At 35.4% G+C, this 23,130-nt stretch carries 24 protein-coding genes and 1 CRISPR repeat array; of the genes, 9 read left to right on the forward strand and 15 right to left on the reverse strand.

Annotated elements, in window-relative coordinates:
- Positions 1–379, reverse strand: a 379-nt coding sequence (locus A9G37_RS00960) for a helix-turn-helix domain-containing protein (protein WP_141670988.1), incomplete at its 3' end; no start/stop codon positions are given.
- Between the two features lie 238 nt (positions 380–617).
- Here A9G37_RS00960 and asnA point away from each other — a divergent pair.
- Positions 618–1,610 (forward strand): aspartate--ammonia ligase, encoded by a 993-nt coding sequence (gene asnA, locus A9G37_RS00965; protein WP_034914238.1) that lies wholly within the window; start codon positions 618–620, stop codon positions 1,608–1,610.
- A gap of 54 nt (positions 1,611–1,664) precedes the next feature.
- Here the strand turns inward: asnA and A9G37_RS00970 are convergent, their stop codons facing one another.
- The 3 genes from A9G37_RS00970 to A9G37_RS00980 form a co-directional block, all read right to left on the reverse strand.
- A complete protein-coding gene (locus A9G37_RS00970) occupies positions 1,665–2,033 on the reverse strand; it encodes a DUF1161 domain-containing protein (protein ID WP_051634289.1) in 369 nt (122 codons plus the stop codon).
- A gap of 414 nt (positions 2,034–2,447) precedes the next feature.
- On the reverse strand, positions 2,448–2,711 hold the full coding sequence (locus A9G37_RS00975; RefSeq protein WP_034914233.1) for a SemiSWEET family transporter: 264 nt from the start codon (positions 2,709–2,711) through the stop codon (positions 2,448–2,450).
- A 492-nt stretch (positions 2,712–3,203) separates the two neighbouring features.
- On the reverse strand, positions 3,204–4,613 hold the full coding sequence (locus A9G37_RS00980) for an aminotransferase-like domain-containing protein (RefSeq protein ID WP_065574356.1): 1,410 nt from the start codon (positions 4,611–4,613) through the stop codon (positions 3,204–3,206).
- 203 nt (positions 4,614–4,816) lie between these two features.
- On the opposite strand from A9G37_RS00980, the gene pdxS reads away from it, so the two are divergent.
- From pdxS to A9G37_RS01005, 5 genes are all read left to right on the forward strand, one after another.
- Positions 4,817–5,704 (forward strand): pyridoxal 5'-phosphate synthase lyase subunit PdxS, encoded by an 888-nt coding sequence (pdxS, locus tag A9G37_RS00985; RefSeq protein WP_065574357.1) that lies wholly within the window; start codon positions 4,817–4,819, stop codon positions 5,702–5,704.
- Positions 5,704–6,303, forward strand: a complete 600-nt coding sequence (pdxT, locus tag A9G37_RS00990) for a pyridoxal 5'-phosphate synthase glutaminase subunit PdxT (RefSeq protein WP_065574358.1) — start codon at positions 5,704–5,706, stop codon at positions 6,301–6,303. The genes pdxS and pdxT overlap by 1 nt, the downstream gene beginning before the upstream one ends.
- Before the next feature lie 205 nt (positions 6,304–6,508).
- Positions 6,509–7,316: a CRISPR direct-repeat array (repeat unit 28 nt; unit sequence TTTCTAAACCGCCTACTCGGCGGTAAAC).
- 369 nt (positions 7,317–7,685) lie between these two features.
- Positions 7,686–8,042: an ArsC family reductase gene (locus A9G37_RS00995; protein WP_034914226.1), complete on the forward strand. Its 357-nt coding sequence runs from the start codon at positions 7,686–7,688 to the stop codon at positions 8,040–8,042.
- 15 nt (positions 8,043–8,057) lie between these two features.
- The gene (dapE, locus tag A9G37_RS01000) at positions 8,058–9,197 is read left to right on the forward strand and encodes a succinyl-diaminopimelate desuccinylase (RefSeq protein WP_034914222.1); all 1,140 of its coding nucleotides are present in this window, start codon (positions 8,058–8,060) and stop codon (positions 9,195–9,197) included.
- Positions 9,198–9,268: 71 nt separating this feature from the next.
- Positions 9,269–9,457 (forward strand): YpfN family protein, encoded by a 189-nt coding sequence (locus A9G37_RS01005; protein WP_034914219.1) that lies wholly within the window; start codon positions 9,269–9,271, stop codon positions 9,455–9,457.
- Between the two features lie 8 nt (positions 9,458–9,465).
- Here the strand turns inward: A9G37_RS01005 and cysZ are convergent, their stop codons facing one another.
- From cysZ to A9G37_RS01040, 7 genes are all read right to left on the reverse strand, one after another.
- Positions 9,466–10,296: a sulfate transporter CysZ gene (gene cysZ, locus A9G37_RS01010; protein ID WP_080702369.1), complete on the reverse strand. Its 831-nt coding sequence runs from the start codon at positions 10,294–10,296 to the stop codon at positions 9,466–9,468.
- Between the two features lie 115 nt (positions 10,297–10,411).
- Positions 10,412–12,490 carry a tRNA(Met) cytidine acetyltransferase TmcA gene (locus A9G37_RS01015; RefSeq protein WP_065574359.1) on the reverse strand — a complete coding sequence of 693 codons (2,079 nt, stop codon included), beginning with the start codon at positions 12,488–12,490 and terminating at the stop codon, positions 10,412–10,414.
- A 3-nt stretch (positions 12,491–12,493) separates the two neighbouring features.
- The gene (locus A9G37_RS01020) at positions 12,494–12,949 is read right to left on the reverse strand and encodes a DUF441 domain-containing protein (protein WP_034914215.1); all 456 of its coding nucleotides are present in this window, start codon (positions 12,947–12,949) and stop codon (positions 12,494–12,496) included.
- Entirely contained in the window at positions 12,949–13,659 is a 711-nt protein-coding gene (gene purC / locus A9G37_RS01025) for a phosphoribosylaminoimidazolesuccinocarboxamide synthase (protein WP_034914211.1), read from the reverse strand. Before purC ends, A9G37_RS01020 begins: the two co-directional genes overlap by 1 nt.
- 65 nt (positions 13,660–13,724) lie before the next feature.
- On the reverse strand, positions 13,725–14,492 hold the full coding sequence (gene bamC / locus A9G37_RS01030) for an outer membrane protein assembly factor BamC (RefSeq protein WP_034914207.1): 768 nt from the start codon (positions 14,490–14,492) through the stop codon (positions 13,725–13,727).
- Between the two features lie 30 nt (positions 14,493–14,522).
- Positions 14,523–15,401, reverse strand: coding sequence for a 4-hydroxy-tetrahydrodipicolinate synthase (gene dapA / locus A9G37_RS01035; RefSeq protein WP_034914204.1), 879 nt, complete (start codon positions 15,399–15,401; stop codon positions 14,523–14,525).
- A 95-nt stretch (positions 15,402–15,496) separates the two neighbouring features.
- Positions 15,497–16,255, reverse strand: a complete 759-nt coding sequence (locus tag A9G37_RS01040) for a Nif3-like dinuclear metal center hexameric protein (protein WP_034914199.1) — start codon at positions 16,253–16,255, stop codon at positions 15,497–15,499.
- A 221-nt stretch (positions 16,256–16,476) separates the two neighbouring features.
- On the opposite strand from A9G37_RS01040, the gene rnt reads away from it, so the two are divergent.
- A complete protein-coding gene (gene rnt, locus A9G37_RS01045; RefSeq protein WP_202961578.1) occupies positions 16,477–17,163 on the forward strand; it encodes a ribonuclease T in 687 nt (228 codons plus the stop codon).
- An 84-nt stretch (positions 17,164–17,247) separates the two neighbouring features.
- Here rnt and A9G37_RS01050 read toward each other — a convergent pair whose 3' ends face one another.
- From A9G37_RS01050 to A9G37_RS01060, 3 genes are all read right to left on the reverse strand, one after another.
- On the reverse strand, positions 17,248–17,574 hold the full coding sequence (locus A9G37_RS01050; RefSeq protein WP_034914241.1) for a Grx4 family monothiol glutaredoxin: 327 nt from the start codon (positions 17,572–17,574) through the stop codon (positions 17,248–17,250).
- Positions 17,575–17,911: 337 nt separating this feature from the next.
- A complete protein-coding gene (locus A9G37_RS01055) occupies positions 17,912–18,670 on the reverse strand; it encodes a hypothetical protein (protein ID WP_065574360.1) in 759 nt (252 codons plus the stop codon).
- 1,167 nt (positions 18,671–19,837) lie between these two features.
- Positions 19,838–20,380 (reverse strand): hypothetical protein, encoded by a 543-nt coding sequence (locus A9G37_RS01060; protein WP_065574361.1) that lies wholly within the window; start codon positions 20,378–20,380, stop codon positions 19,838–19,840.
- 1,179 nt (positions 20,381–21,559) lie between these two features.
- On the opposite strand from A9G37_RS01060, the gene A9G37_RS01065 reads away from it, so the two are divergent.
- Both A9G37_RS01065 and A9G37_RS12435 read left to right on the forward strand, forming a co-directional pair.
- Positions 21,560–22,027, forward strand: coding sequence for an STY0301 family protein (locus A9G37_RS01065; RefSeq protein WP_065574362.1), 468 nt, complete (start codon positions 21,560–21,562; stop codon positions 22,025–22,027).
- Between the two features lie 298 nt (positions 22,028–22,325).
- Positions 22,326–22,544, forward strand: coding sequence for a hypothetical protein (locus tag A9G37_RS12435; RefSeq protein WP_065574753.1), 219 nt, complete (start codon positions 22,326–22,328; stop codon positions 22,542–22,544).
- On the opposite strand, the gene A9G37_RS12700 is transcribed toward A9G37_RS12435, so the two are convergent.
- Positions 22,545–23,130 (reverse strand): pyocin knob domain-containing protein (locus A9G37_RS12700; RefSeq protein WP_218059271.1); only part of this gene is annotated, 586 nt, incomplete at its 5' end.

Consider the following 23,130-nt stretch of genomic DNA (forward strand, 5'->3'; position numbering starts at 1 on the left):
GCCTTAGATAAGGTTTGAATTGTTCATAGCGCGCTTTATTCTGATAAAGGTAGTTATAGATTGATTGGACACAGACTTTCTTTAAACGTGCAGCAATCTGCTCTGGGCTGTAATAAAGCATGAAGTATTTTTCAACTTGGCGCCATACCGAAGACTCTATTGGCTTACCATTACTGCTGTTTTTCCGCCTTTTCCTAGCTAGGGTTACCGCATCATGTGCTTGATAGGCTTGATTAGGTTTTGAGTTTCTTTTTATCTCTCGACTTATTGTCGAAGGATGTCTATTGAGTAGCTGGGCTATCTCTTTTTTATTCTTTCCGGCTTGTAATAATACGAAAATCTGGTATCTTTCCTTCCTAGAAAGGTGATTATAATACATAGCAATCTCCAAACTGTGGTGGTGCGAAGGTGCTAGTATAAATCACCTTTCTACTTTCTTCACTCCACCGTGTTTAAAATTGCACTTCATGTTTGAATCCAGGTTTTTAATGAAATCAAGCGTTTATTCAATTTAAACAAGTAAATGCTTTAGCTTTCTATCTTCATCTTGCAAAATTCACTCATCTAGTTTACTTTACTGGCACACTGAAAATTAAATAAATGATTAGAGCGTAAACATGACGATATCATTTAAAGAGCAGCAACAGCAAATTAGCTTTGTTAAGCAATTTTTTGCTGATCAACTTGCCGAGCGTTTATCACTGATCGAAGTGCAAGCTCCGTTACTAAGTAAAGTTGGCGATGGTATTCAAGATAATCTGTCAGGTACCGAGCACGCAGTACAAGTTAAGGTAAAAGCAATACCTAATGCACAATATGAAGTGGTACATTCACTAGCTAAATGGAAACGTAAAATTTTGAGTGATCACCATTTCGAAGTTGGCGAAGGAATCTACACTAATATGAAAGCATTACGCCCAGACGAAGATCAACTTTCGCCAATTCATTCAGTTTATGTTGATCAGTGGGATTGGGAAAAAGTAATTCGCCCAGAAGATCGCAATTTAACTTATTTAAAACAAACGGTCGAAAATATTTATGCAGCCATTAAAGCGACCGAAAAAATCGTTTCACAGCAGTATCATCTTTCACAATTTTTACCCGAATCTATTACCTTTATCGATAGCGAGCAGTTATTAAAACGCTATCCAAATTTATCCCCAAAAGAGCGTGAAAACGCAATAACTAAAGAACTTGGGGCTGTGTTTTTAATTGGTATTGGCGGTAAATTATCAAATAATGAAAAGCACGATGCTCGTGCACCTGATTATGATGACTGGAGCAGTGAAAACGATTTAGGATCTAATGGCTTAAATGGCGATATTTTAGTGTGGAATCCAATTTTGCATAGAGCATTGGAAATTTCATCAATGGGGATTCGCGTCAATCCTGAAACATTAAAACGTCAATTAAAACTAACAAATGACGAAGATCGTTTAGAGCTTGCTTGGCATAAAGCATTAATTAATGGTGATTTGTTGCAAACCATTGGTGGTGGAATTGGGCAATCGCGTTTGGTTATGTTACTTTTACAACAAAAACACATTGGTCAAGTACAATCAAGCGTATGGAACGAAGACGTCAAAGCAAATTACAGCCATTTGCTCTAGTCACAAACATACAAATATAGGGCATTACGCCCTATTTTTCTGCAAAATTACAAATTAATTTTTGACGGGTAATTTACCTTCGGCTGGTGTTGATTCGGTTGGGGTGTTTGTTGATGGTTTTGCTTTACTGTTCTCAGTTTCCTCTTTTGTATTAGCTGACTGAGTTTGTGTTTGTGTTTGCGTTGCAAAACCATCCAAACGAACATAAACAATACGTTGTTGACCACGATCGCATGAACCAACAATTTTACCTTCGATTTGTTGTTCTGATTTATCAGATGGTTCAAGTTTTAACTGAAATTGTGAAGGTTCAACACCGTTATTTTTGATTTTTTCAGCAATATTAGCACTAATTTCATCACAATTTGAAGCTACTGCCAACATGGGTAAACTAAGTAAAAATACACCGATTAATTTTTTCATTTTCTTTCCCTTTTGACGGTTATTTGATTTTTGGATGCATTATAAAACTATCTATTAGTCTGTCTATCTTCTTTTAAGATGTACTTAAAAATAATCTGCTAGCTTAATTGCCAGTTTCAAAAAACTATCATTTTGTCGATAATATTAAAGTAAATCGATTAACTTGATTTATTCACTGTACAATTTGATAAGTATTTAACAAACCTGTTAATAACTAAATAACATTTTAATTATTAAATATTTTTTTAGCTGATTAAATATTAATCTGTACAATTTTCGATTTAATTTGATAACAAAAAAATCTTTTTTGCAATTCTTGTTGAAATTTACTATCAACTCCAACAACAAAAATGCTATCCCAAAAGCAATAATTTAAACGCAACTAATTACCTGTTACATAATGCTCTTAATAAATTATAGAGCAGTAAAAAAGGCAATTAACCCAAAAATTACGCCTGGTGAATTAGCAATTGCTAGTGGCCAATCTTTCTTTTCTTGTAGCAGGCCATAACAGACCCAAAGCGAGCAGTTAATGGAAGCGGCTAATGGTTGAATTGGATTTGTTTTCAATCCATGCAAATTATCGATGATTTGTGGAATATAAGAAACATACATCCCTAATGACGCCACTGTAGCGATAATACCCAAAATACGAAAAGCCTTAGATGAAAGATGCAAAATAGTCTCCTAATATCGTTTATGGTTTTCACCTGATGCTTGTAATTATAACGATTCAGAATAGTGGCAGTAAACTAACATATTTGGTTCAATGGTAAAGTAAAATAAAAAAAAGGTAAGTAATTAGCCAATTTTTGATTAAGCCATAATGTTATTTATAAGTGATTTTACATTTATTCATAATGTTATAAAAATTTGTCATTTGTTAGCATTGCGTTACAAAAGCAAATAACAAGAAAAAACTAATTTCAATAATTGGTTAAAAGGTGATATTTTGCTCAATTGCCTATTGAGCTTTTTTGAGTGTGGTTTATTTGCGGATAATTAAAAAAGGGGGCTTAAGATATTTATTCACTTTATGACTTAATAACTACTGAATAAACCTGTTGATAACTACGTAACAACATGATTATTAACGTATTTATTGAAAAGATTAAATATTAAACGACCATAAAATTAATTTTATTTTATCTAAAAAAGCAAGTATTTTTATCATTTTTTTGAGATTATTTGCTGTTCAAAATGCCCATAACTTAATCTAATTGTCCCTAAGTTATCACCAAAGTCAGTCCCTTGCGATACCGTTACACCTTTTGATAACAGTTGGTTAAGTAAGGCTAATTCCTGCGCTACCGTTTTTACAGGTAAATGCGCATATAAATGAAAGCCACCTAGTGGAGGTTGATAAGTAATCTCACCACCGAAATAGCAATCCAACCAATACATTAACTGCTCTGCTCTGCTTTGTAACGTTTCCCGTAGCTGTTGTTGATGGACAGTGTGATGATGCTGTAGATATTCTTGAGCTAATAATTGCGGCAATATACTTAACCCCGAATCAATGTGTTGCCGAATATTGGACAGATTTTTGATAATATTACGCGGTGCTACCATCCACCCAATACGGATATTTCCCCCTATATATTTTGATAGCGATCCTAAATAGATAACTTGATTATGCTGATCCCATTTTTTTATGGGCAATACTGGCAAATTAGGTTTAAACGCTAAACTGCTATAGGCATCATCCTCAACAATACCAATACATTGCGAACGGCAAAATGCAAGAATTTCCTGTTTTCGTTTATTACTCATAACAAAGCCCATTGGGTTTTGAAATATAGGATTCAAAAATAACCATTTTATTTGATGTTGTTGTACGCAATTTGCTAGGCTTTCAAGAGTAATACCTTCATTATCACATTCAATACCATATAAACGTAATCCAGCAGCCTGAAACAAAGGTAAGGAGTAAAAATAGGAAGGAGATTCAATTCCAACTGTATCACCTGGCTTAAGTAAACCCTGTGTAATAAGAAATAACGACTGTTGCGTGCCGGATGTAATTAAAATTTCGTTAATATCAACTTGCATAGAAAACTGCGTTTGCATGTAAGTTGCAATTTGAGCTTTAAGCGATGGTAAACCTAATTGTAATGCATCGCTGTTTTTTTCATGCATAATCAATTCATTTAACGAGGTATTAGGTAGCTGTAGTTTGGGAATTAAATTGGTTGGCAAATCACCATTAGCCAGATCGCAAATATGCACTTGTTGCGCACGTACTTGTGCCACTTTTTGTTGATAAAATGATTTATTATCTCGATAAAAATGGGCAGGTAAACGCCAATTGATCGATGAATAAGTTTGTACGCCCCATTTTTTATTATTGACATAAGTACCACTGCCTCGACGTCGAATTAGTATGCTTCGTTCAGTCAACAGCTCCAATGCATGTACTACAGTTGAGCGGTTAATCTGTAACATTTTGGCTAGATCCCTTTCTGAAGGTAACCTTTCGCCAGCAATCAAAATTCCTTGCTCAATATAATATTCAATTAAGTGAGTCAATTGTTGAAAAAGTGATCCTTCAAATTGAGTTAGTTTTTGTTTTTGCCACATATTTTATTTTTAAATACTTGTTTTTTTTAGAAAATACGTTAAAAATCAAATAAAATCAATAGTCTACCTGAACGATTTTTATAGTAACACCAATAAACCTAAAATTGGATGGTTTTATTATAGTCCAATTGGCTGTTTCGTCTAACTGTTTCTTTTTGAATAATACTTTTCAAACAAGGCCAATTTTCAACTAGGAGTAAAAAATGAATCAAATTACAGGAACACAGACCGTTAAACGTGGTATGGCACAAATGCAAAAAGGTGGCGTAATCATGGATGTTGTTAATGCTGAACAAGCTAAAATTGCCGAACAAGCTGGTGCAGTTGCGGTAATGGCTTTAGAGAGAGTACCGTCAGATATTCGAGCTGCTGGTGGTGTCGCTCGAATGGCAGATCCTACTATTGTTGAACAAGTCATGAATGCAGTTAGTATACCGGTCATGGCTAAGGCACGTATTGGCCACATTGTTGAAGCACGTATTTTAGAATCAATGGGGGTTGATTATATTGACGAAAGCGAAGTACTAACCCCAGCCGATGAACAGTACCATCTTCTAAAAGATGAATTTACCGTGCCTTTTGTTTGTGGCTGTCGTGATTTAGGTGAAGCACTACGTCGAATTGGTGAAGGAACATCAATGTTACGTACCAAAGGCGAACCAGGAACAGGGAATATTGTTGAAGCTGTTCGCCATATGCGTAAAGTAAATGAGCAAATCCGTTTGGTCACAGGAAAATCAAAAGATGAGCTAATGACTTTTGCTAAAGAAATTGGCGCACCTTATGAGCTTGTATTACAAGTAAAACAACTAGGTAAGTTACCAGTTGTAAATTTTGCCGCTGGCGGCGTTGCTACCCCCGCCGATGCGGCACTTATGATGCAATTGGGTGCCGATGGTGTTTTTGTTGGATCGGGCATTTTTAAATCTCAAAATCCAGAAAAGTTTGCCAAAGCCATTGTGCAAGCTACTACTTATTTTGATGATTATCCACGATTAGCCGAATTATCAAAAGGATTAGGCGAAGCCATGAAAGGCATTGAAATCAGCACACTTGCTCAATCAGAAAGAATGCAAGATCGAGGTTGGTAATGGCAAAATCATCCAAAATAAGCAATGTTAAGTACATTGGTGTGCTCAACTTACAAGGAGCAGTTAGTGAGCATATTTCGATGCTAAATAGTATCGATAATGTACAATCAATACTAGTTCAGAAACCCGAACAATTAGCTAATTTAGATGGTTTAATCATTCCCGGCGGAGAGTCGACCACAATTAGTCGATTAGTTAAACAAAATGGGCTTTTAACGCCCATTCAACAATTTGCCAAACAAGGAAAAGGAATCTTAGGTACTTGTGCTGGACTAGTGCTCTGTGGCAAAACGACAACTCATAACGAGGTCGAATTATTAGATTTGATGGATATTTGCGTTGAACGCAATGGTTTTGGTCGGCAAATTAACAGCTTTGAAACAATGTTAGAGATACCAAATATTGGTGAGCAAATTCCAGCAGTATTTATTCGTGCGCCTTATATAGCCAAAGCCGGTGAGCAAGTCAATCAGCTAGCTTTTATTGATAATCATTGTGTGATGGCACAGCAAGATAATATTTTGGTTTGCTCATTTCACCCCGAACTAACCGCCGATAATCGAATTATGCGTTACTTTGTTGAAAAATATTGTAATTGATTGATTAATATTTATTTTATGTTATTGATAATGGATTATTAATGACTAGCTTAAGTGTTCTATAAAATTTTTGAACACAGCTAATAACCATAGCCAGCTATTCTGTCAGTAGACATCTATTGCTCTCGTCTGAGGGCTTTTTTAATTTATATGGCACCTACTCAGCGGTAAGCCTAGCCAGGCGAGGGACATTCAGAAACATATTTTTCTAAACCGCCTACTCGGCGGTAAACTCAATTTAATTGTTCGACCTTTTAATTCCGACTTTCTAAACCGCCTACTCGGCGGTAAACTAATAAACCTCAGCACGCTTACTGGGCGTTGTTTTCTAAACCGCCTACTCGGCGGTAAACAATGCAATGGTAACAAAGGGAACCACGATACATTTCTAAACCGCCTACTCGGCGGTAAACTCGGCATACCGTCAATTGATTTGAGCGTGTCGTTTCTAAACCGCCTACTCGGCGGTAAACGGACGATAAAAGTCCTGCTGTTTTTGAGTTTTTTTCTAAACCGCCTACTCGGCGGTAAACCGAAAGAGCTCGGAAGAGCTAAGGCTTATAATTTTCTAAACCGCCTACTCGGCGGTAAACTAACTCAAGCGCAAAGCATTTATTCAAAAGTGTTTCTAAACCGCCTACTCGGCGGTAAACGAAATGCTCGGCAGTTTATCAGAAATTTCAGATTTCTAAACCGCCTACTCGGCGGTAAACTTTCTAAAGTTTTAACCCGAAAAAATGCTCACTTTCTAAACCGCCTACTCGGCGGTAAACTATGTAATTGTACTTTTTAGGAGGCGTAATATTTTCTAAACCGCCTACTCGGCGGTAAACAAGTGCGCCAGTTCGAACTGGACGCTTGAGGCTTTCTAAACCGCCTACTCGGCGGTAAACAGGTAATACCGTATTTACCTTTGTTAACGATGTTTCTAAACCGCCTACTCGGCGGTAAACAATTTTGACCCCACAAATCAATTAAACCATTCTTTCTAAACCGCCTACTCGGCGGTAAACTAGAATCCGATATACTATAAATCTTGTTTCGCAAAAGACAAATAGGATTTTTGCTTTTAAAAACCCTTTTTTTAGAACTTTTTTAGTGTGTTGTTTTTATTCTATTTTATTTATTATTAAAAAAAAGGGTTAGCACAAGTTTGATCTTTTCAAAATGAGTGAAATTATCTGTTCAAAAATTCATTTCTTAACTCACCATCCAAATTATTTAAAATTTTCAAACTTTCACTAATAACCATTTGGCTTTAACAACTAAGATTAAATATGAGTATTAATATGAATTAATACAAATAAATCGCTTTAGTTTGCCGCTTCAAGCCGATAACTGTTATAATCTTTGCTATTATTTTCAATGTTGGATCACCTACTATGTATATCATCTACGGTATCAAAAACTGCAACACGATGAAAAAAGCTTTTACTTGGCTTGATGATCATCATGTAAGCTATCAATTTCATAATTATAAAACCGATGGGCTTTCAGAAGAGCTATTGGATGCTTTTTTACAATTGATTGATTGGCAAAGCTTGCTCAATACACGGGGTACTACTTGGCGTAAGTTAGATGAATCTGTTCGTGCTGAGGTTAATAATACTCAAACAGCTAAAAAGATTATGTTAGCCAATCCATCTATTTTAAAACGCCCTTTACTTATCGATGGAAAGCGTGCATTGTTGGGCTTTTCAGAGGAACTTTATTCACAATTTATTTTGCAATCTAAATAAAAAATCGAGACCACTATGACTGAACCTGTTATTGCACTGACTCAAGCACTCATCGCCGAAAAATCAATAAGTCCTGACGATAAAAATTGTCAAAAAATGATTATTGAACAGCTAAAACCGCTCGGTTTTACTATTGAAGAAGTTAATATTGGAAAGACCAAAAATTTATGGGCTTATCATGGCAAGGCTAACAGCAAAACCTTAATGTTTGCTGGACATACCGATGTCGTACCAGCTGGTGATGAAAGCAAATGGCTTTATCCTCCTTTTTCGCCAACCATTGATGAACAAGGCGTGCTTTATGGACGTGGTGCATCTGACATGAAAAGTGGCGTTGCTGCCATGGTTTGTGCGGCTGAAGATTTTGTTAAGCAACATCCAAATCACGCTGGGCGAGTAGCTTTTTTAATTACATCAGACGAAGAGGCCGATGCAACCGATGGCACTGTTAAGGTTGTCGATTTGCTAATGAAGCGTCAAGAACGTGTTGATTATTGTATTGTGGGCGAACCGTCAAGCGATGCTGTACTTGGCGATCAAATTAAAAACGGTCGCCGTGGTTCACTAACAGCTAATTTAATTGTGCATGGTATTCAAGGTCATGTGGCTTATCCTCACCTTGCCGATAACCCTGTCCATCGTTTTGCACCTGCATTAAATGAATTGGTTAGCACAGTTTGGGATAAAGGCAATCAGTATTTTCCTCAAACAACTATGCAAATTGCCAATATTAATGGCGGTACAGGTGCTGAAAACGTTGTGCCAGGTGATCTAAGTGTGCAATTTAACTTTCGCTATAGTAGTGAATTAACTGATACGATAATTAAAGCGCGCGTTGAGCAGATTTTACAAAAACATAATTTGAACTATACGTTATCTTGGCGATTATCAGGACATCCTTTTTTAACACCACAAGGCGATTTAACTAACGCTGCTGCAAGTGCTATTAAGGAATTTACCAACATTGATACCAAGCTATCGACCAGCGGCGGTACTTCAGATGGACGCTTTATTGCTAAGATGGGCTGTCAAGTGATCGAACTAGGTGTATTAAATAAGACTATTCACAAAGTCAACGAAAACGCCAACTGCAAAGATATAATTACCTTAACTGCAATTTATTACCGCATATTGGAAAAATTACTGTTGGTATAATTGTGGCACAATTGTTGTTGACCTAGCAACTATAACTTGGCGATTGCGATTTTAACCTAAGAGGAAGTACGATGGAGTGGCTTAAAGATTACTGGTGGATAATTGTGGTTATTTTAATTGGGATTTTTATTAATACCATTAAGGCGCTGAATCGACTAAGTTATAAAGCGTATCTTGAAAAAAAGAAAGGGATAAAACCTATCCCTTATCAAGATGATGACGACGATTGGTCATCAACAAATTCGGCGAAGAAAAAATAACTCTCTGCTTAACGAAAGTCTTGGCTACTACTGTCAAATAAGGCTTGATGACGGTAGCGATCAACCCACATTGCCGTTGCGCCACATACCGCAATAGGCATAATAATTAAATTAAGCAATGGCACCATGGTAAAAAAGCTGACTATCATACCAAAAGTTAAGTTATCTACCCGATCTTGCTTGAGTAATTCACGCATACGGTGAAAAGTAATTTTGTGGTTATCAAAGGCATAATCAGCATATTGGATATTAATTTGCCAAGCGGTAAATAAAAACCAAACCACTGGCGTTACTGATTGCCCAATAACAGGAATAAAATAAGTTAGCAGTATCGGAATTGCCCATAATAAATAGTTAAGTAGTTTTTGTAGTTCACGTTTAAAAATACGAGGAAGATCCTTAATAAGACTTATCCACGACATATCTGCTGAGGGGTTCTCCGTTAACTGTGCTTCAACCTGTTCAGCTAACAAGCCATTAAACGGAGCTGCTATGATATTGGTTACCGTACTAAAGAAATAACAAAACAAAACAACCAATGCTAAAATAACAATAAAAACAATAATATATCCAAGCCAATGTAACCAACTTGGCATATACGACACTCCCCAATCAACCATGCCCGAGATAGCCGTAAAGAACCAATAAAATAATGCTGACATAATCACAACATTGGCAATTAATGGTAAAAAAACAAATCGCTTAATACCTGGACTAAACGCCAATGACCAACCTTTAAAAAAATACTCAATACCTGTCGTGGGTTGATTTTTTGGATTTTGAGTTTGTTTTTTTGAATGGCGATGTTGTGCTTGGTTTTCTAATTTATTTTGCGTCACATTCGATTCCTTTTTAATTAAAACGAATTATGTTAAAACTAGTTAGGTAAAAATTAAGTTGAACTTAAACATAATAACTATTGTAAACATAGCCCTTGGTAACCTGCAATGATAATCAGCTATCTTTATTATTGGTTTTTTCGTCAAAAAGCACATTATTGCCATTATTTACTAACTCTGAATCGCTAACTTGAATTGCTAACCATGTTTTGATCTCTTGCTTGATGGTTTGCATTAATGCATTTTTTCCTGCAAGTTGATATGAACTAATGAGCAAAGATTGGTTGTTTTTGCTTTTTATTAGTGCTGATAACACAGGCAATGTTAGTTGTTGCTGTGGTTGCGATTGTTGATGCGTTTGATTATAGCGAACTAATCGACACAGTGTGGCATAAGTGGCTTCAAACGGTCGATGATAGTAAGCAAACCCATTTAGTTCATCAAAATCGTAGGCGTCTAAATCTTGTGTTAATTGTGACTTATCTTTACTCTCAATCATCTCAGTAAATGGTAAATCAATAATATCTTTGAGCCAATAAACATTACGCTGTAATTTTTGTTTTAATTTAATGATTAGATTTCGTCCTGAATCGGTTAATGGCTTTAACGCCATAACTGAATAACTACCACTATTTGCCTGTTTATGACTACTGACATGCACCAAAACAAATCCACAAGCAATCCAAAATTGGTAATTAGACGGGGTATAAGCAAAACTAACCGATAAAAAGTCGATATTCTGTGCTTTAGCATCTTCAAAGATAGTTTGCACAAGTTGCCTTGCTATATTTTGTCGCCGATAGGCACTAATAACCGCTATACGATTAATCCGAATTGAGCGCAATTTAGCCGCCTGCTGCTCACCTGCATGGGCGACTAACGACTGTGCGACCAAATTACCTTTTGGTCGACGTGTACCTTGCCACACTTCGGTTATTAAACTATCTGGCAAGTTACCTTCAACAACAGTGAGTGCGGCAGCTATTTGATTATGGTTAGCTGTTGCTTGCCAAATTGTCAAATTTTGCGCATCAAACAAGCGTCTTAAATCAACTAACGTAGTTTGGTAATGTGCTATTTTCAATAAATAAAATATCGATCTTAATATATCAACATTATTACGTTCAACTTTTGAATTTTGGATTGATGATGAGCTTACATCAAAATAATCGCTTTTTGTTAATAAACCATTAAGTAACAATCGATCGCTAAATTGCTCTAGCATATCGCCTGCCTGCCAGCGGATGGGGCTAAATAGCTCAAAATATTGATATGCTTTATTTGATAACAATTTCAACAAAAAGCCCTGTCCTGTACCCTCATACCCATCAGCAGTCGTTGTTAATAATACTCGAGTGTTATTTGCTTTAGCTAGTTTTAACAATTTTTCCAGCATGGGAAGTGGGATCATGGCAGCTTCATCAATAATTAAATAATCGGCAACAGTAATACATGATTGAGCAATTAATTCATCTGGGGCAAAAAATGGGGTATCGGACTTAGCAAAAGCAAAAAAGGTGGTCAGTGCTGATTTATTTGGTGCTGTCACAATACAACGTTGGTAATGGCTAAATAACCCAGCTAGTGCCGATTTACCGCGTCCACGTTTAGCGACTAATACGTTAATAGGCTTAGTGCTATTTAATAATTGTTTTAAAGTTGCTTGTTGCTCGGCTAAATCACAAACGTTATCAATAATAACTTCAGGCAGGGATATCTTGGAGGATATAACCTGTTTTGATGAAATTTTAGGATAAATTGATAAACCAAATTCAGTTAAAGTCTGTATTAAATGTGCAACGAAATTAGGCACATTAATGGGCATTTGGCTTTCGTTCCAGCGTAAGCTATCTTGATCATGCCAAGTAGACAGATTTTTAGGCAATAATAAAACCAATATACTACCTTTAACTAACGTGCCAACAAGCATAGCAAAGGCATCAAGATTAAATCCTACCGTTGCATCAAAAATAGCATGTCGATACTGCTGCCCTAACAACTGTTTAGTTTGATTGGGCGGTATTACATCAGAAATTAATGTATTGGGTAAATAACTAGAAAGTTCGGAGTGAGATGTAACCGTTAACCAATCACCTGAGTAATGACAAATAGTCTGGCTAAGTTGCTCGAATAACTGTGTGGCTTCACCCTGTAACACCCATAGCGTTCTTGTGCTGTTGGGATACTTGTGCATAGGTTAACTTTTTCCAATTAACAACGACAAAATACCTGCAGCAATCAGAGGACCAACAGGAATACCTTTGAAAAAAGCCACACCAATTAGCGTACCAATAATTAAGCCATTAATAATCGTGGGGTGTGCACCAATGAGAGATATACCTCGGGTACCAAGCCACGATACTAAAATTCCAACAAAAATAGCTAATATAGATTGCCAAGTGGTAAATGATTTAGCAATATCGCCTATTTTTAACGAGCCATCAGCTAAAGGCACCATCATTGCGGAAGTTAAAATAACAATACCAATTGTTAAGCCATATTGATTTAAAAACGGAAAATAAGTGGCAAGCGGAGTTAATTTAAACAGTAACAATAACAGCACTGCAAATGTCACGGTGTTATTATGTGTTAAATAACACAGTGCCGCTAACCCCAAAAGTAGAAAAAAAGAGATATCAAACTGTGCAAACATTACAAAGGAACACCAATTCGTTTTGCTACTTCTTCATAGGCTTCAATCACACCGCCCAAACCTTGGCGAAAGCGATCTTTGTCCATTTTTTTCATTGTCTCTTTTTCCCACAAACGACAACCATCAGGAGAAAACTCATCACCCAAAGTGATTTCGCCTTTAAATAATCCAAATTCGAGTTTGTAATCAACCAATATTAGTCCTGCTTTATCAAACAAATCAGTCAAAATCGTGTTAATTTTAAAGCTAAGTTCTTTCATTCTAGCAAGTTGATCATCGCTAGCCCAACCGAAAGCCTTGCAGTGTGATTCATTAACCATTGGATCATGCAATGCATCGTTTTTTAGAAATAATTCAAACGTAGGAGGATTTAAAACTTTACCTTCTTCAACCCCTAAACGTTTAACTAAAGAACCCGCGGCTCGATTACGTACCACACACTCAACAGGTACCATTTGCAACTTTTTAACTAGCACTTCATTGTCAGATAATAAGGCTTCAACTTGAGTTGGAATGCCAGCTTCACGCAATTTGCTCATAATAAAATAGTTAAATTTATTATTAACCATTCCTTTACGATCTAACTGTTCAATACGCAATCCGTCAAACGCCGATGTATCATTACGAAACTCAAGAATTAATAAATCAGAGTTTTCGGTGGTATATACTGTTTTAGCTTTACCACGATAAAGCTCAGCCAACTTTTTCATTTTTATAACCTTATATCAATTGCCAATAAATAATTAAGGAGCTATTCGCTCCTTAAATTCCAAACTTACTCTTGATTTGCACCGCTTACGGCTGTTGCTGTTTTTTTACCTTCGGTATTTTCTTTTTCAGCCTCTTTATCTTGTGCTTTTCGTGGTACAGCCCGAACTGAATCAGGTGCAACATCATCCATTATGTCATTGAATAAACTTACAACATAGCGTTGCACTTCAATTGGTTGCGAAATTAAATCTTCAGTACCACGGGTTAATGAGGTGATTGAAATGGTGATTGTTTCAGTATCGCCAACCAAGTTTCGTGTCATTGAATAAGTGGCTTCAACGGCTCGATTTTCGTCTGCACGCACCATAAAGGCTTTATTGGTTTTAATGCTGTTATTATCACGGCTAGCGATAAAGATATTTTTTTTATTTAGACTATTAGGAATACGATCCCAGACATTATTGCTTAATGGCACATTAAAAGTGACCGAACCGTTATTATAAATCGCAAATGCATCTTGAATAGTTGGGATCGGTAAAATTGGTGGTCTAATATCAAGTTTTTTACCTAATTCGCCTTTAACCTCAGTTTTAACAACATAAAAATCGCCACTTTCCGCAGGCACCGAAACACCTTCAGGAATAATTAACGGTTTTAACGTAGGTGATTTAAGGTAATCTTCATTACCTTCAACTTCACGCTTATAATTTTGATCACTACCACAGCCAACAAGAAATAAAGAAGTCACAACGGTTAAAACAGCTGTTTTTTTAATGACGTTACCTTTAAATAAGGTTAAGTTTAATGTTCTGTTTAATGTGCTATTTAACATAAATATCTGCTTTTAAAATTAAAGGTTATATTACAATAAATTCGCGTCTTTTAACGCTTGTTCAACCGCAGGAATTGACGATGTGCTCAATGAGACCATTGGTAATCTAATTGTTGCATTTTGCGTTAAACCTAATCTTGCACAAGCCCACTTAGCTGGTGTTGGGTTGGGTTCAATGAACAAATTGTGATGCAAAGCCATTAAAGTATCGTTTAAATTGCGGGCTTCTTGAATTTGATTATTAGCCACAAGCTTACACACAGTCGCAACCGCCTTAGCTGCAACATTAGCTGTAACAGAAATAACGCCATCGCCACCTAAAATCATAAAATCTAAAAAGGTTGAATCATCACCACTCAATAATTTAAAATCAGGTCCAACCAATTTTCGAGTAGGATAAACTCTTGAAAGATCGCCTGTTGCATCTTTTAATGCAACAATATTTTTGATTTTAGCTAACCGACCAACAGTTTCAGGCTTGATATCACTACTCGTACGGCCTGGTACATTATATAAAATCTGTGGCAACTCCGTACTTTCGGCAATAGCTTTAAAGTGCTGATACATACCTTCTTGTGTCGGTTTATTATAATAAGGTGCAACCGTTAAACAGCCTACGACGCCAATATTTTCGACCTTACTGGTTAATTCTATAGCCTCCTTCGTTGCGTTTGCGCCTGTGCCAGCAATAATGGCAATGCGCCCATCAGCATAGTCAATTGTTCTTTTAATTACATCAATATGCTCATGGTGATCAAGTGTTGCTGACTCGCCTGTTGTACCAACCGAAACAATACCCGATGTTCCATTTGCAATATGATATTCGACCAATTTTTTTAAGCTTACGTGGTCAACGTTTCCTTTTGTATCCATGGGAGTAACAAGTGCGACCAGACTTCCTGTAAACATAAAATGACCTCTCACATAATTGGTTTATAACACAACGTAAAGAATAAAAATCTGCGGATAAGTATGCGATATTTCTAGACTAAATTCAACTTTTGTTATACAGGATTATCAATATCGACAAAAATAACCTCAACACCGTAACAGCTCGCTAACCATTCACCCAATTTTTTAATACCGTAACGTTCGGTAGCATGGTGTCCAGCAGCATAAAAATTAATACCATATTCACGTGCAATGTGGATAGTGCGTTCAGACACTTCGCCAGTAAAAAAAGCATCCACTCCCATTAATGCTGCTTGTTCAATATAATCTTGCCCTCCACCACTACACCATGCAATACGATTAATAACTTGCGGAGCATTATCTCCACAAAATAGTACTTGTTGTTGGTTATTGTGTAATACTTGCTCAAGTTGGTGTTTAAATTGTAAAGCGGTAAGTGGCGTGTTTAATGTACCAGTAAAAAGCAGATCGGTAATGTCATTGCGTTTATCGACTGAAATACCCAACAAGTTAGCCAGTTCAATATTGTTGCCCAAAACAGGATGACCATCTAATGGCAAGTGATAACCATATAAATTAATATCGTTAGTTAACAGTTTTTTAATCCTTTGATATTTAATACCTGTAATGGTTTGTGGTTCACTCTTCCAAAAATAACCATGATGTACCAGAACTGCGTCAGCTTTTAATTCAACCGCCTTATCTAACAATAACTGGCAAGCAGTCACTCCTGTAACAATTTTATTCACTTGCTTGCGCCCCTGCACTTGCAATCCATTTGGCGCATAGTCACGATAACAACTAATTTGTAGCTCGTTATTAATAATTTGTTCTAATTCAAAGTTGTGCATTATTCGCTCAGTTTTAATATTGTTTAATAATAATTGATGATTATAATCACTTTAACCAATAATCGCACCTACTCATTCGTTTAATGTAATTTGAATAAAACTACTGTATTGGCTTTTTACAAAGATTAACAAATTGAATACAAACTCTTGTAGCCAATACTAGGCGAACTAGTTAAAAGCTGGCATAATAGCACTTTTTTTGATAGATAAGAAAAATTAACGTGCCGAACGCCAAATTATGTGAACGCTTTCGAGGGTTCTATCCTGTTGTAATTGATATTGAAACATCAGGATTCGATCCAAAACTCAACGCTATTTTAGAAATCGCCGCTATCACTTTAAAAATGACCTCTGATGGCTGGTTAGAGCCTGATCAATCCTTACAATTTAATGTCGAACCATTTAGCAGTGCAATTTTAGAACCATCAGCCCTTGCTTTTAATGGCATCGATCCTGATAATCCACTTCGTGGTTCTGTTAACGAAAAGCATGCCTTAGAGGAAATTTTTAAAATGGTTAGATCTGGCATAAAAGCTAGTGAATGTACTCGAGCAGTGATTGTTGCTCATAACGCACACTTTGATCATAGTTTTTTAATGGCGGCTGCTGAACGCACAGGCATAAAACGCAACCCATTCCACCCATTTGCTACCTTTGACACTGCGTCACTCAGTGGTTTGGTTTTTGGCCAAACAGTGCTCGCCAAAGCCTGTCAAGCAGCGCAAATCACATTCGATCATAAGCAAGCTCACAGTGCGCTATATGATACACAAAAAACGGCAATACTTTTTTGTAAAATTGTTAATCGACTTAAATCACTTGGAGGATGGCCTTTGGCAGTTACAGATTCTGATGTAGATACAAAAATCGAAAAAGATTTAGATAATAAACAACAATATGAACAGTAACAATTTCAAAAGTAAACAGTATTAATTTACAAAAATAAAAAAGCGCGCCTATTTTGCGCGCTTAATTTACCATACTGCATTAAATTAGGATTTATACTTTTCCGCAGTTTGCTTAATAAGCGTTTGCAGTTCGCCTGTTTGAAACATCTCTAACATAATATCACAGCCACCTACTAATTCGCCTTCAACCCATAATTGTGGAAACGTTGGCCAATTAGCGAATTTAGGTAATTCGGCACGAATATCAGGGTTTTGTAAAATATCAACGTAAGCAAACGCTTCACCACATTGCGACAAAACCTGCACCGCCTGAGCCGAAAAGCCACAGCTTGGCAATTTTGGCGAACCTTTCATATATAAAATAATCGGGTTATCGGCAATTTGTTTTTTGATTTTGTCGAGTGTTGTCATTTCAGTCGTCATGCATTTTCCTTGGAAATTTATTGTAATAATGCGAGCTATTTTACCGTACAATTTTGCTTGTTCCTACTGGTATCTTATAACCAAGCTACTTAATGGGGATTTTTAGAGCAAATTATGGAGGCGTTATTTTTTTAAACAATTAAAATAAAAATAATAAAACCAACCTAATCCCTGACGTTTTTTTGCTGGAAAAAGTGGGTTTTACTGGATTTACCTTTGTAAGACTCCTCTTTGTCGGTTCGTGCGCCACCTGCTTACACAGAAAGCGCTTACTTTAATTCGTTATCTTTAATTAACCTATCACTCTAGGATTAAGAACTAAGTGCTAAGGAGTTGTACAAATTCCATACGAGGAGAAACTTGGAAAAAGACCCATCACGCTACCATTTCCATTTACAACGAATGAATCATCACCTGTCCAGTACTCTCCGAAGCGGTTGAAGTTTGTATCACGGTAACCGGCCAACAGCCCCCATTCCGCAAAAAATCCTGCCCCTATTCGGCGCTGATAATGATTACCTGTTGATGATGGCGTAGCACCGACAGCTCCATTACATCGCCTATCTGAATTCAAACCAAAACACACAGCATTAGTCAGATCCTTTACCTGTGGTATACGATATCCTAACCCCCTACACCAATCGTCTTGCTCAAAAGAATACGCTCCTTGATCTCCTCTGTGAACAAACCACTTTTGTAATACAAATGCATATCTTACTATCTCATTACCGCTTCTATCTCTCCCCACTAATACGAATTCCCAAGGTAACCTTGGTACAGTAATTCGACGCGGATAAGGATTATACCATTGAAATCTAGCCTCTGGCCCCTTTAGAGTAACACGTGTTACCATTTCTTTAGTCCATCTATCGTTTGTCATTGTCCTTTTTACGGTGACGGTTATTCCATCATGCGTGACTGGTGTCCATGTCAATTGATCTGGATCAACTCCCTTTATCGCTAAATCAAAAAATAATCCATCAGCCCCTGTGGTTGGAAAATTAGATTTTGGATCTGATTGAATGGGAAATCCCTCTTTTACATTCCATGCGTCAATAGGGCCTGCAATTGATCTGTACCCCAATCCTTATTTGGCCTTACATAACTAATAGCTGGTATAAAAGGTTCATCTGGTAATGGTTCTGATGGTAATATTATGGCATCACTACGATAATTATTCGCTCAACCACTTGTGCTAGCCAATGCCTCTAAACTCCATAAATAGGGCAATAATAACAGCCCCAACACCAACAAAATTTTTCGGAACAACTTCGATGATGAGTTGAGAGATAATTTGGAAAATATAAATGAGTTTCGTGCAAAAACTCGTCGGATAAAATTATTTGATAAATTTAAGGCATAGGTTTGCCAGTGCCTTGTGCCTTGTGCCTTGTGCCTTGTGCCTTGTGCCTTGTGCCTTGTGCCTAAAATAATAATGCATTTTATTTCGCCTGTTAAGTAATTATTTGTTTTATTTATATTTTTATAATCATTAGCTTATTTAATAAGCATGTTTTCCTATAACGATAGAAGTATAACCATTTAAAAAATAGTTGGCTAGTTTTTTAGCGAATTTTTTGTAAAGAAATGTAAAGATGAAAACAATTCAGCCTTAGATAGGAATAAATTATCATAAATATAAAGTTATATTTATGATAATTTAGATTTTGTGGGATTATTAATATAGGTAATAACGTTTGAGTTAGTAAATTTTTATGCTTTCTTCCACTTTAATCATTTTATCCATAATATTCTCCTCGTCCCAAATTGGACAGAAGTTGCCTCAAAAATATAAATAAAAATCATAAGAGAAAATACTTAAGTCAGAAATTTGAGTGTCAAATTCAAACAACAAACAGCAAATTATTCGTTATCTGATACTCATCTTTCTATCAGCAAACTTACTAACACCTAGGCAGGATAAATTAACAAAAAACTTAAAGACATTGAGTCTGCATCATAATGCAAAGGACATAATAATACTCAATAGTACATGGGTAACTGATACAACTTATATTAAAACAGATAAAGATGGTTATATTTTCCCATAATTATCGATTTATATAGACAAACAGTAATGACTAGTCAAACTTGTTATCACATATGTTATGTTTTTAGCAAAATTATATTATACAAAATTTTATGCCTTTCAATTGAAAGAAGCACCTACTTTATTTTCTTTAACTTAATGTAATAATGCGATTATTCCTACAATTAGCTAAATAAAGTGAATAACCGCAATCAATTATCACTAGTGATTTATGGACTTATTATTAATTTTTTGTGTTATGAATGTAGTAAAAAATTTCATCACTTTTAAAATAAGAAGAATAAAAAAATAAATGACGAAAAGGAATACAAATATATAACTCCACAGAATAACAAAAACAAAGAAATCAGTTAGAAAATAATCTGTATCAATAAATAAATAGGCAGCATTATCAAAATCTTCCATAGTTAAATAATTGATACGGAATAAAAATGTACCCAGTCCTAGAATCGATATAATGGCAAATACAAATAATAAAAATTTAATAATTAACGATTTAAATGAAGTTGATTTATTATCTTTAGGACCAAATAGGATCATTTTCGCTGATTTAATAAACATGGTAATAAAAAAAAATAAATAGCAAATTGATGCCAATATCATCACCATACCAGCACTACCAGCTTGTTCACAATTATCAGCTCGCATACAAAATATGTAAAATAACAAAAATACCCCATAACTAATTAATAACTCTTTAATCAATTTCCTATCTTTTACATAATCTTTAATTGTTTCAATCATTCCCTACACCATCTTCTAATTAAATAAACCTATATCAACCTAAGCAGAACTAATGCTAATAATAATTTTATTTTAAATTTAATAAGCTGAAGAATAATGCATTATGTTCTATTTAATTTCAATTATTATTTAATATAAATTTTTATTGTTATTTTGACAAATTTACTAATTTGGAAACAAATTTTAGATGTTAATTGATATATTGATTTAGAATTATGGTCCTTGCTGAACTTAGACCAACGACCAATTGGTTAAGAGTGACACGTATTATTTTAATTTATTATAAATTAATAAAAGAAGATGTTAGCTAATTCGATTACTGTATACTTATTCACTATTTTTTAGTTTACTTTACATTATTTACGGCACAAATATGTCACAACAACATAAGTTTCCTGTTTTTTGGAAACACCCTAAAACCAAAATCCAAGTCGCTAAAGCTCACCTAAATAAAAAATCATTTAATAACCTATTTCATAACCAAGGTGTGTCAATTACTTGGCGTCAGTACATCAGGTTATTATATCTGGCTAAAATACCGCATTAAATCAGTAAAATTCTAGTATATCAAAAAGCAGTATTGGCACCATAAGGCTAGTTTGAGTAAGCAGAGTCGCCTCATGATGCCAGAGATATAGACTATCAAGTTTCATATTAGCAATGTTTTGCAACAATTTAGATTACGAAGTCAACCATGACATAAATACCAGCATCCATAATAATATCGTTCCCAATACGTTAGATTGACAATTTAACCTTATAAGCCTAATGCAATATAAATAACTGATATCGCTTATATTAAAATAAGTGAAGGTTGGTTATATTTGTTGGTGATTATCGATTTATACGGACAAAAATTGATTACTAGGCAAGCTAAGTTTAATTGTTAACAAGTGTAAACCACTATCATGCCAATAATCACTTAAGCTTAAGGGATTGATGGTATATTCGCTATATAAACCCTTAATTTACTAAAAATAGCCAAACAAAAAAATCAACAAAATCAATAAGTTTTCTGTCTGATTTTTATCACTATTAGTTTAAAAAACGAGCCACCTATAAATCTACCATAACATACTAAATATCTTTAAAAAACTGAGTAATATCTTCTTTTTTACACTTGACGTAATTGATAACATTGGCATAATTGCACAATCAACGCTTTATCTGGATCTATCCATGAAATATAAAATAATCAACCTTAGTATTTTCTTTTTAGCTCCGATTAGTGCTTTACCCTCTGCTCAAGCCAACGAAATAATTTGCCCAAGCTCAATAACAATTAAATCTGCTCATTTAGATATTGATAATCTACCTGACGATTGGATAGTTTCTGAAAAGAAAGATGCGTTATTATTGCTTGATGGCTTTGGCGTCTATTCTGACAACCCCGCTAAAAAAATCCAGCAAAAACCAGATGCTGGTATCATTGATGGCAAAGAACATCAAACAACCTGGAACGTAAACACCACTTACGACCAAGGAGGTAGTTGGGTCAGTTGTGATTACAATTATGGTGAAGTAAATCTAATAAAAAAAATCGCTACAACCATGAAAAGTTGCTGGGAAATTGATTCGATGGATCAATTCGATCGATTACACATCACGCTTAAGTGTAGTACTAGTGAATTGCAAGAAGTTAAATAGGTTTTGAATTTTATTGAACGGTATAATTTCGACCCCAGCAGGAATCGAACCGAAAAATTAACCAATTGAACAATATGAATATTTAATACTGAACACTTTAAAATACCGTCAAAAATACCTTCAAAGATTTTTAGTGTATTTTATAAAACAAAACCCTCTATACCGTGAAATAATCGAGGGCTTAAATTGGTGCTTTGACGCGCTAATTATACATCATAACATTGATTTTTTCATCACTATTTCACATCAAAAAATAATCAATATAAAATACCTCGAAAAAGTTCACACTTAACTTATCATGATAACCATAAACTACACACTACCAATTTACATACGTCAAACGCCCGAAGACTTCGAAAATGAAATTACGGGCGAATGCTACATTATCAACAGCGACGACGAGCACAATTATGTGTTCTATCAAACAGTAAAAACGCTATATGATATTGCTGATTTTGTGATGTTAGAAGATGCTGTTGAATATTGTAAGTTGAAGATTGATAGTGTGTTTTGTTAGTTAGTTTTCATCATTGTTAATAATAACTGGATTTAACGTGCTTGGTATCGGCTCTTCATTTTCAATCACTTCAATCACTTCAATAACGGGCATTTCTAATCGAATGTCTATCCAGCGTCCCTCAGTTATGTCAATTGGTTCACCTGCAACAATTTGACAGCTCTCAAAATCAAACTTTTTAGTGTACGTTTTAACTGTAATGGTATTGTTTTCATCAACTGAATACTCAGCAAAGAATTTTTTATTGCCGTTTGCGTCTTCTGGTAATGTGATGTACCAACCGTCTTTTGCAAAGCCTAAACTACCGCTGATTTCGTAATGACCGATATCAATTCGTTTAGCTGTCACACCAGCTGCTAAATCATTCACTAAAGCACAACCTGATTTTTTGAAACCGCCAACTTCCTCAATATTATCATTAGCAAATAATCTTAATATCGGAGATGCTTTTTTTAGAAAACCATTACTGTCTACAGTTGAGTTTCCGCTCGTGATTTGCTCGACCCATGGTTCCCAAGTTTTAGTACCGCCTCTATAGTTTCTAATAAACTGCCGAGCATTTCTGTAAGCAGTGTAGATTTGACAG

It is taken from the genome of Gilliamella sp. GillExp13 (genome assembly GCF_001690815.1).
GTDB lineage: Bacteria > Pseudomonadota > Gammaproteobacteria > Enterobacterales > Orbaceae > Gilliamella > Gilliamella bombi.

Bases quoted from the DNA above. Each gene is read 5' to 3' on its own strand.
- asnA (WP_034914238.1), top strand. From the start codon at position 618: ATGACGATATCATTTAAAGAGCAGCAACAGCAAATTAGCTTTGTTAAG.
- A9G37_RS00970 (WP_051634289.1), bottom strand. From the start codon at position 2,033: ATGAAAAAATTAATCGGTGTATTTTTACTTAGTTTACCCATGTTGGCA.
- A9G37_RS00980 (WP_065574356.1), bottom strand. From the start codon at position 4,613: ATGTGGCAAAAACAAAAACTAACTCAATTTGAAGGATCACTTTTTCAA.
- pdxS (WP_065574357.1), top strand. From the start codon at position 4,817: ATGAATCAAATTACAGGAACACAGACCGTTAAACGTGGTATGGCACAA.
- pdxT (WP_065574358.1), top strand. From the start codon at position 5,704: ATGGCAAAATCATCCAAAATAAGCAATGTTAAGTACATTGGTGTGCTC.
- A9G37_RS00995 (WP_034914226.1), top strand. From the start codon at position 7,686: ATGTATATCATCTACGGTATCAAAAACTGCAACACGATGAAAAAAGCT.
- dapE (WP_034914222.1), top strand. From the start codon at position 8,058: ATGACTGAACCTGTTATTGCACTGACTCAAGCACTCATCGCCGAAAAA.
- A9G37_RS01005 (WP_034914219.1), top strand. From the start codon at position 9,269: ATGGAGTGGCTTAAAGATTACTGGTGGATAATTGTGGTTATTTTAATT.
- A9G37_RS01015 (WP_065574359.1), bottom strand. From the start codon at position 12,490: ATGCACAAGTATCCCAACAGCACAAGAACGCTATGGGTGTTACAGGGT.
- A9G37_RS01020 (WP_034914215.1), bottom strand. From the start codon at position 12,949: ATGTTTGCACAGTTTGATATCTCTTTTTTTCTACTTTTGGGGTTAGCG.
- purC (WP_034914211.1), bottom strand. From the start codon at position 13,659: ATGAAAAAGTTGGCTGAGCTTTATCGTGGTAAAGCTAAAACAGTATAT.
- bamC (WP_034914207.1), bottom strand. From the start codon at position 14,492: ATGTTAAATAGCACATTAAACAGAACATTAAACTTAACCTTATTTAAA.
- dapA (WP_034914204.1), bottom strand. From the start codon at position 15,401: ATGTTTACAGGAAGTCTGGTCGCACTTGTTACTCCCATGGATACAAAA.
- A9G37_RS01040 (WP_034914199.1), bottom strand. From the start codon at position 16,255: ATGCACAACTTTGAATTAGAACAAATTATTAATAACGAGCTACAAATT.
- A9G37_RS01050 (WP_034914241.1), bottom strand. From the start codon at position 17,574: ATGACAACACTCGACAAAATCAAAAAACAAATTGCCGATAACCCGATT.
- A9G37_RS01060 (WP_065574361.1), bottom strand. From the start codon at position 20,380: ATGATTGAAACAATTAAAGATTATGTAAAAGATAGGAAATTGATTAAA.
- A9G37_RS01065 (WP_065574362.1), top strand. From the start codon at position 21,560: ATGAAATATAAAATAATCAACCTTAGTATTTTCTTTTTAGCTCCGATT.
- A9G37_RS12435 (WP_065574753.1), top strand. From the start codon at position 22,326: ATGATAACCATAAACTACACACTACCAATTTACATACGTCAAACGCCC.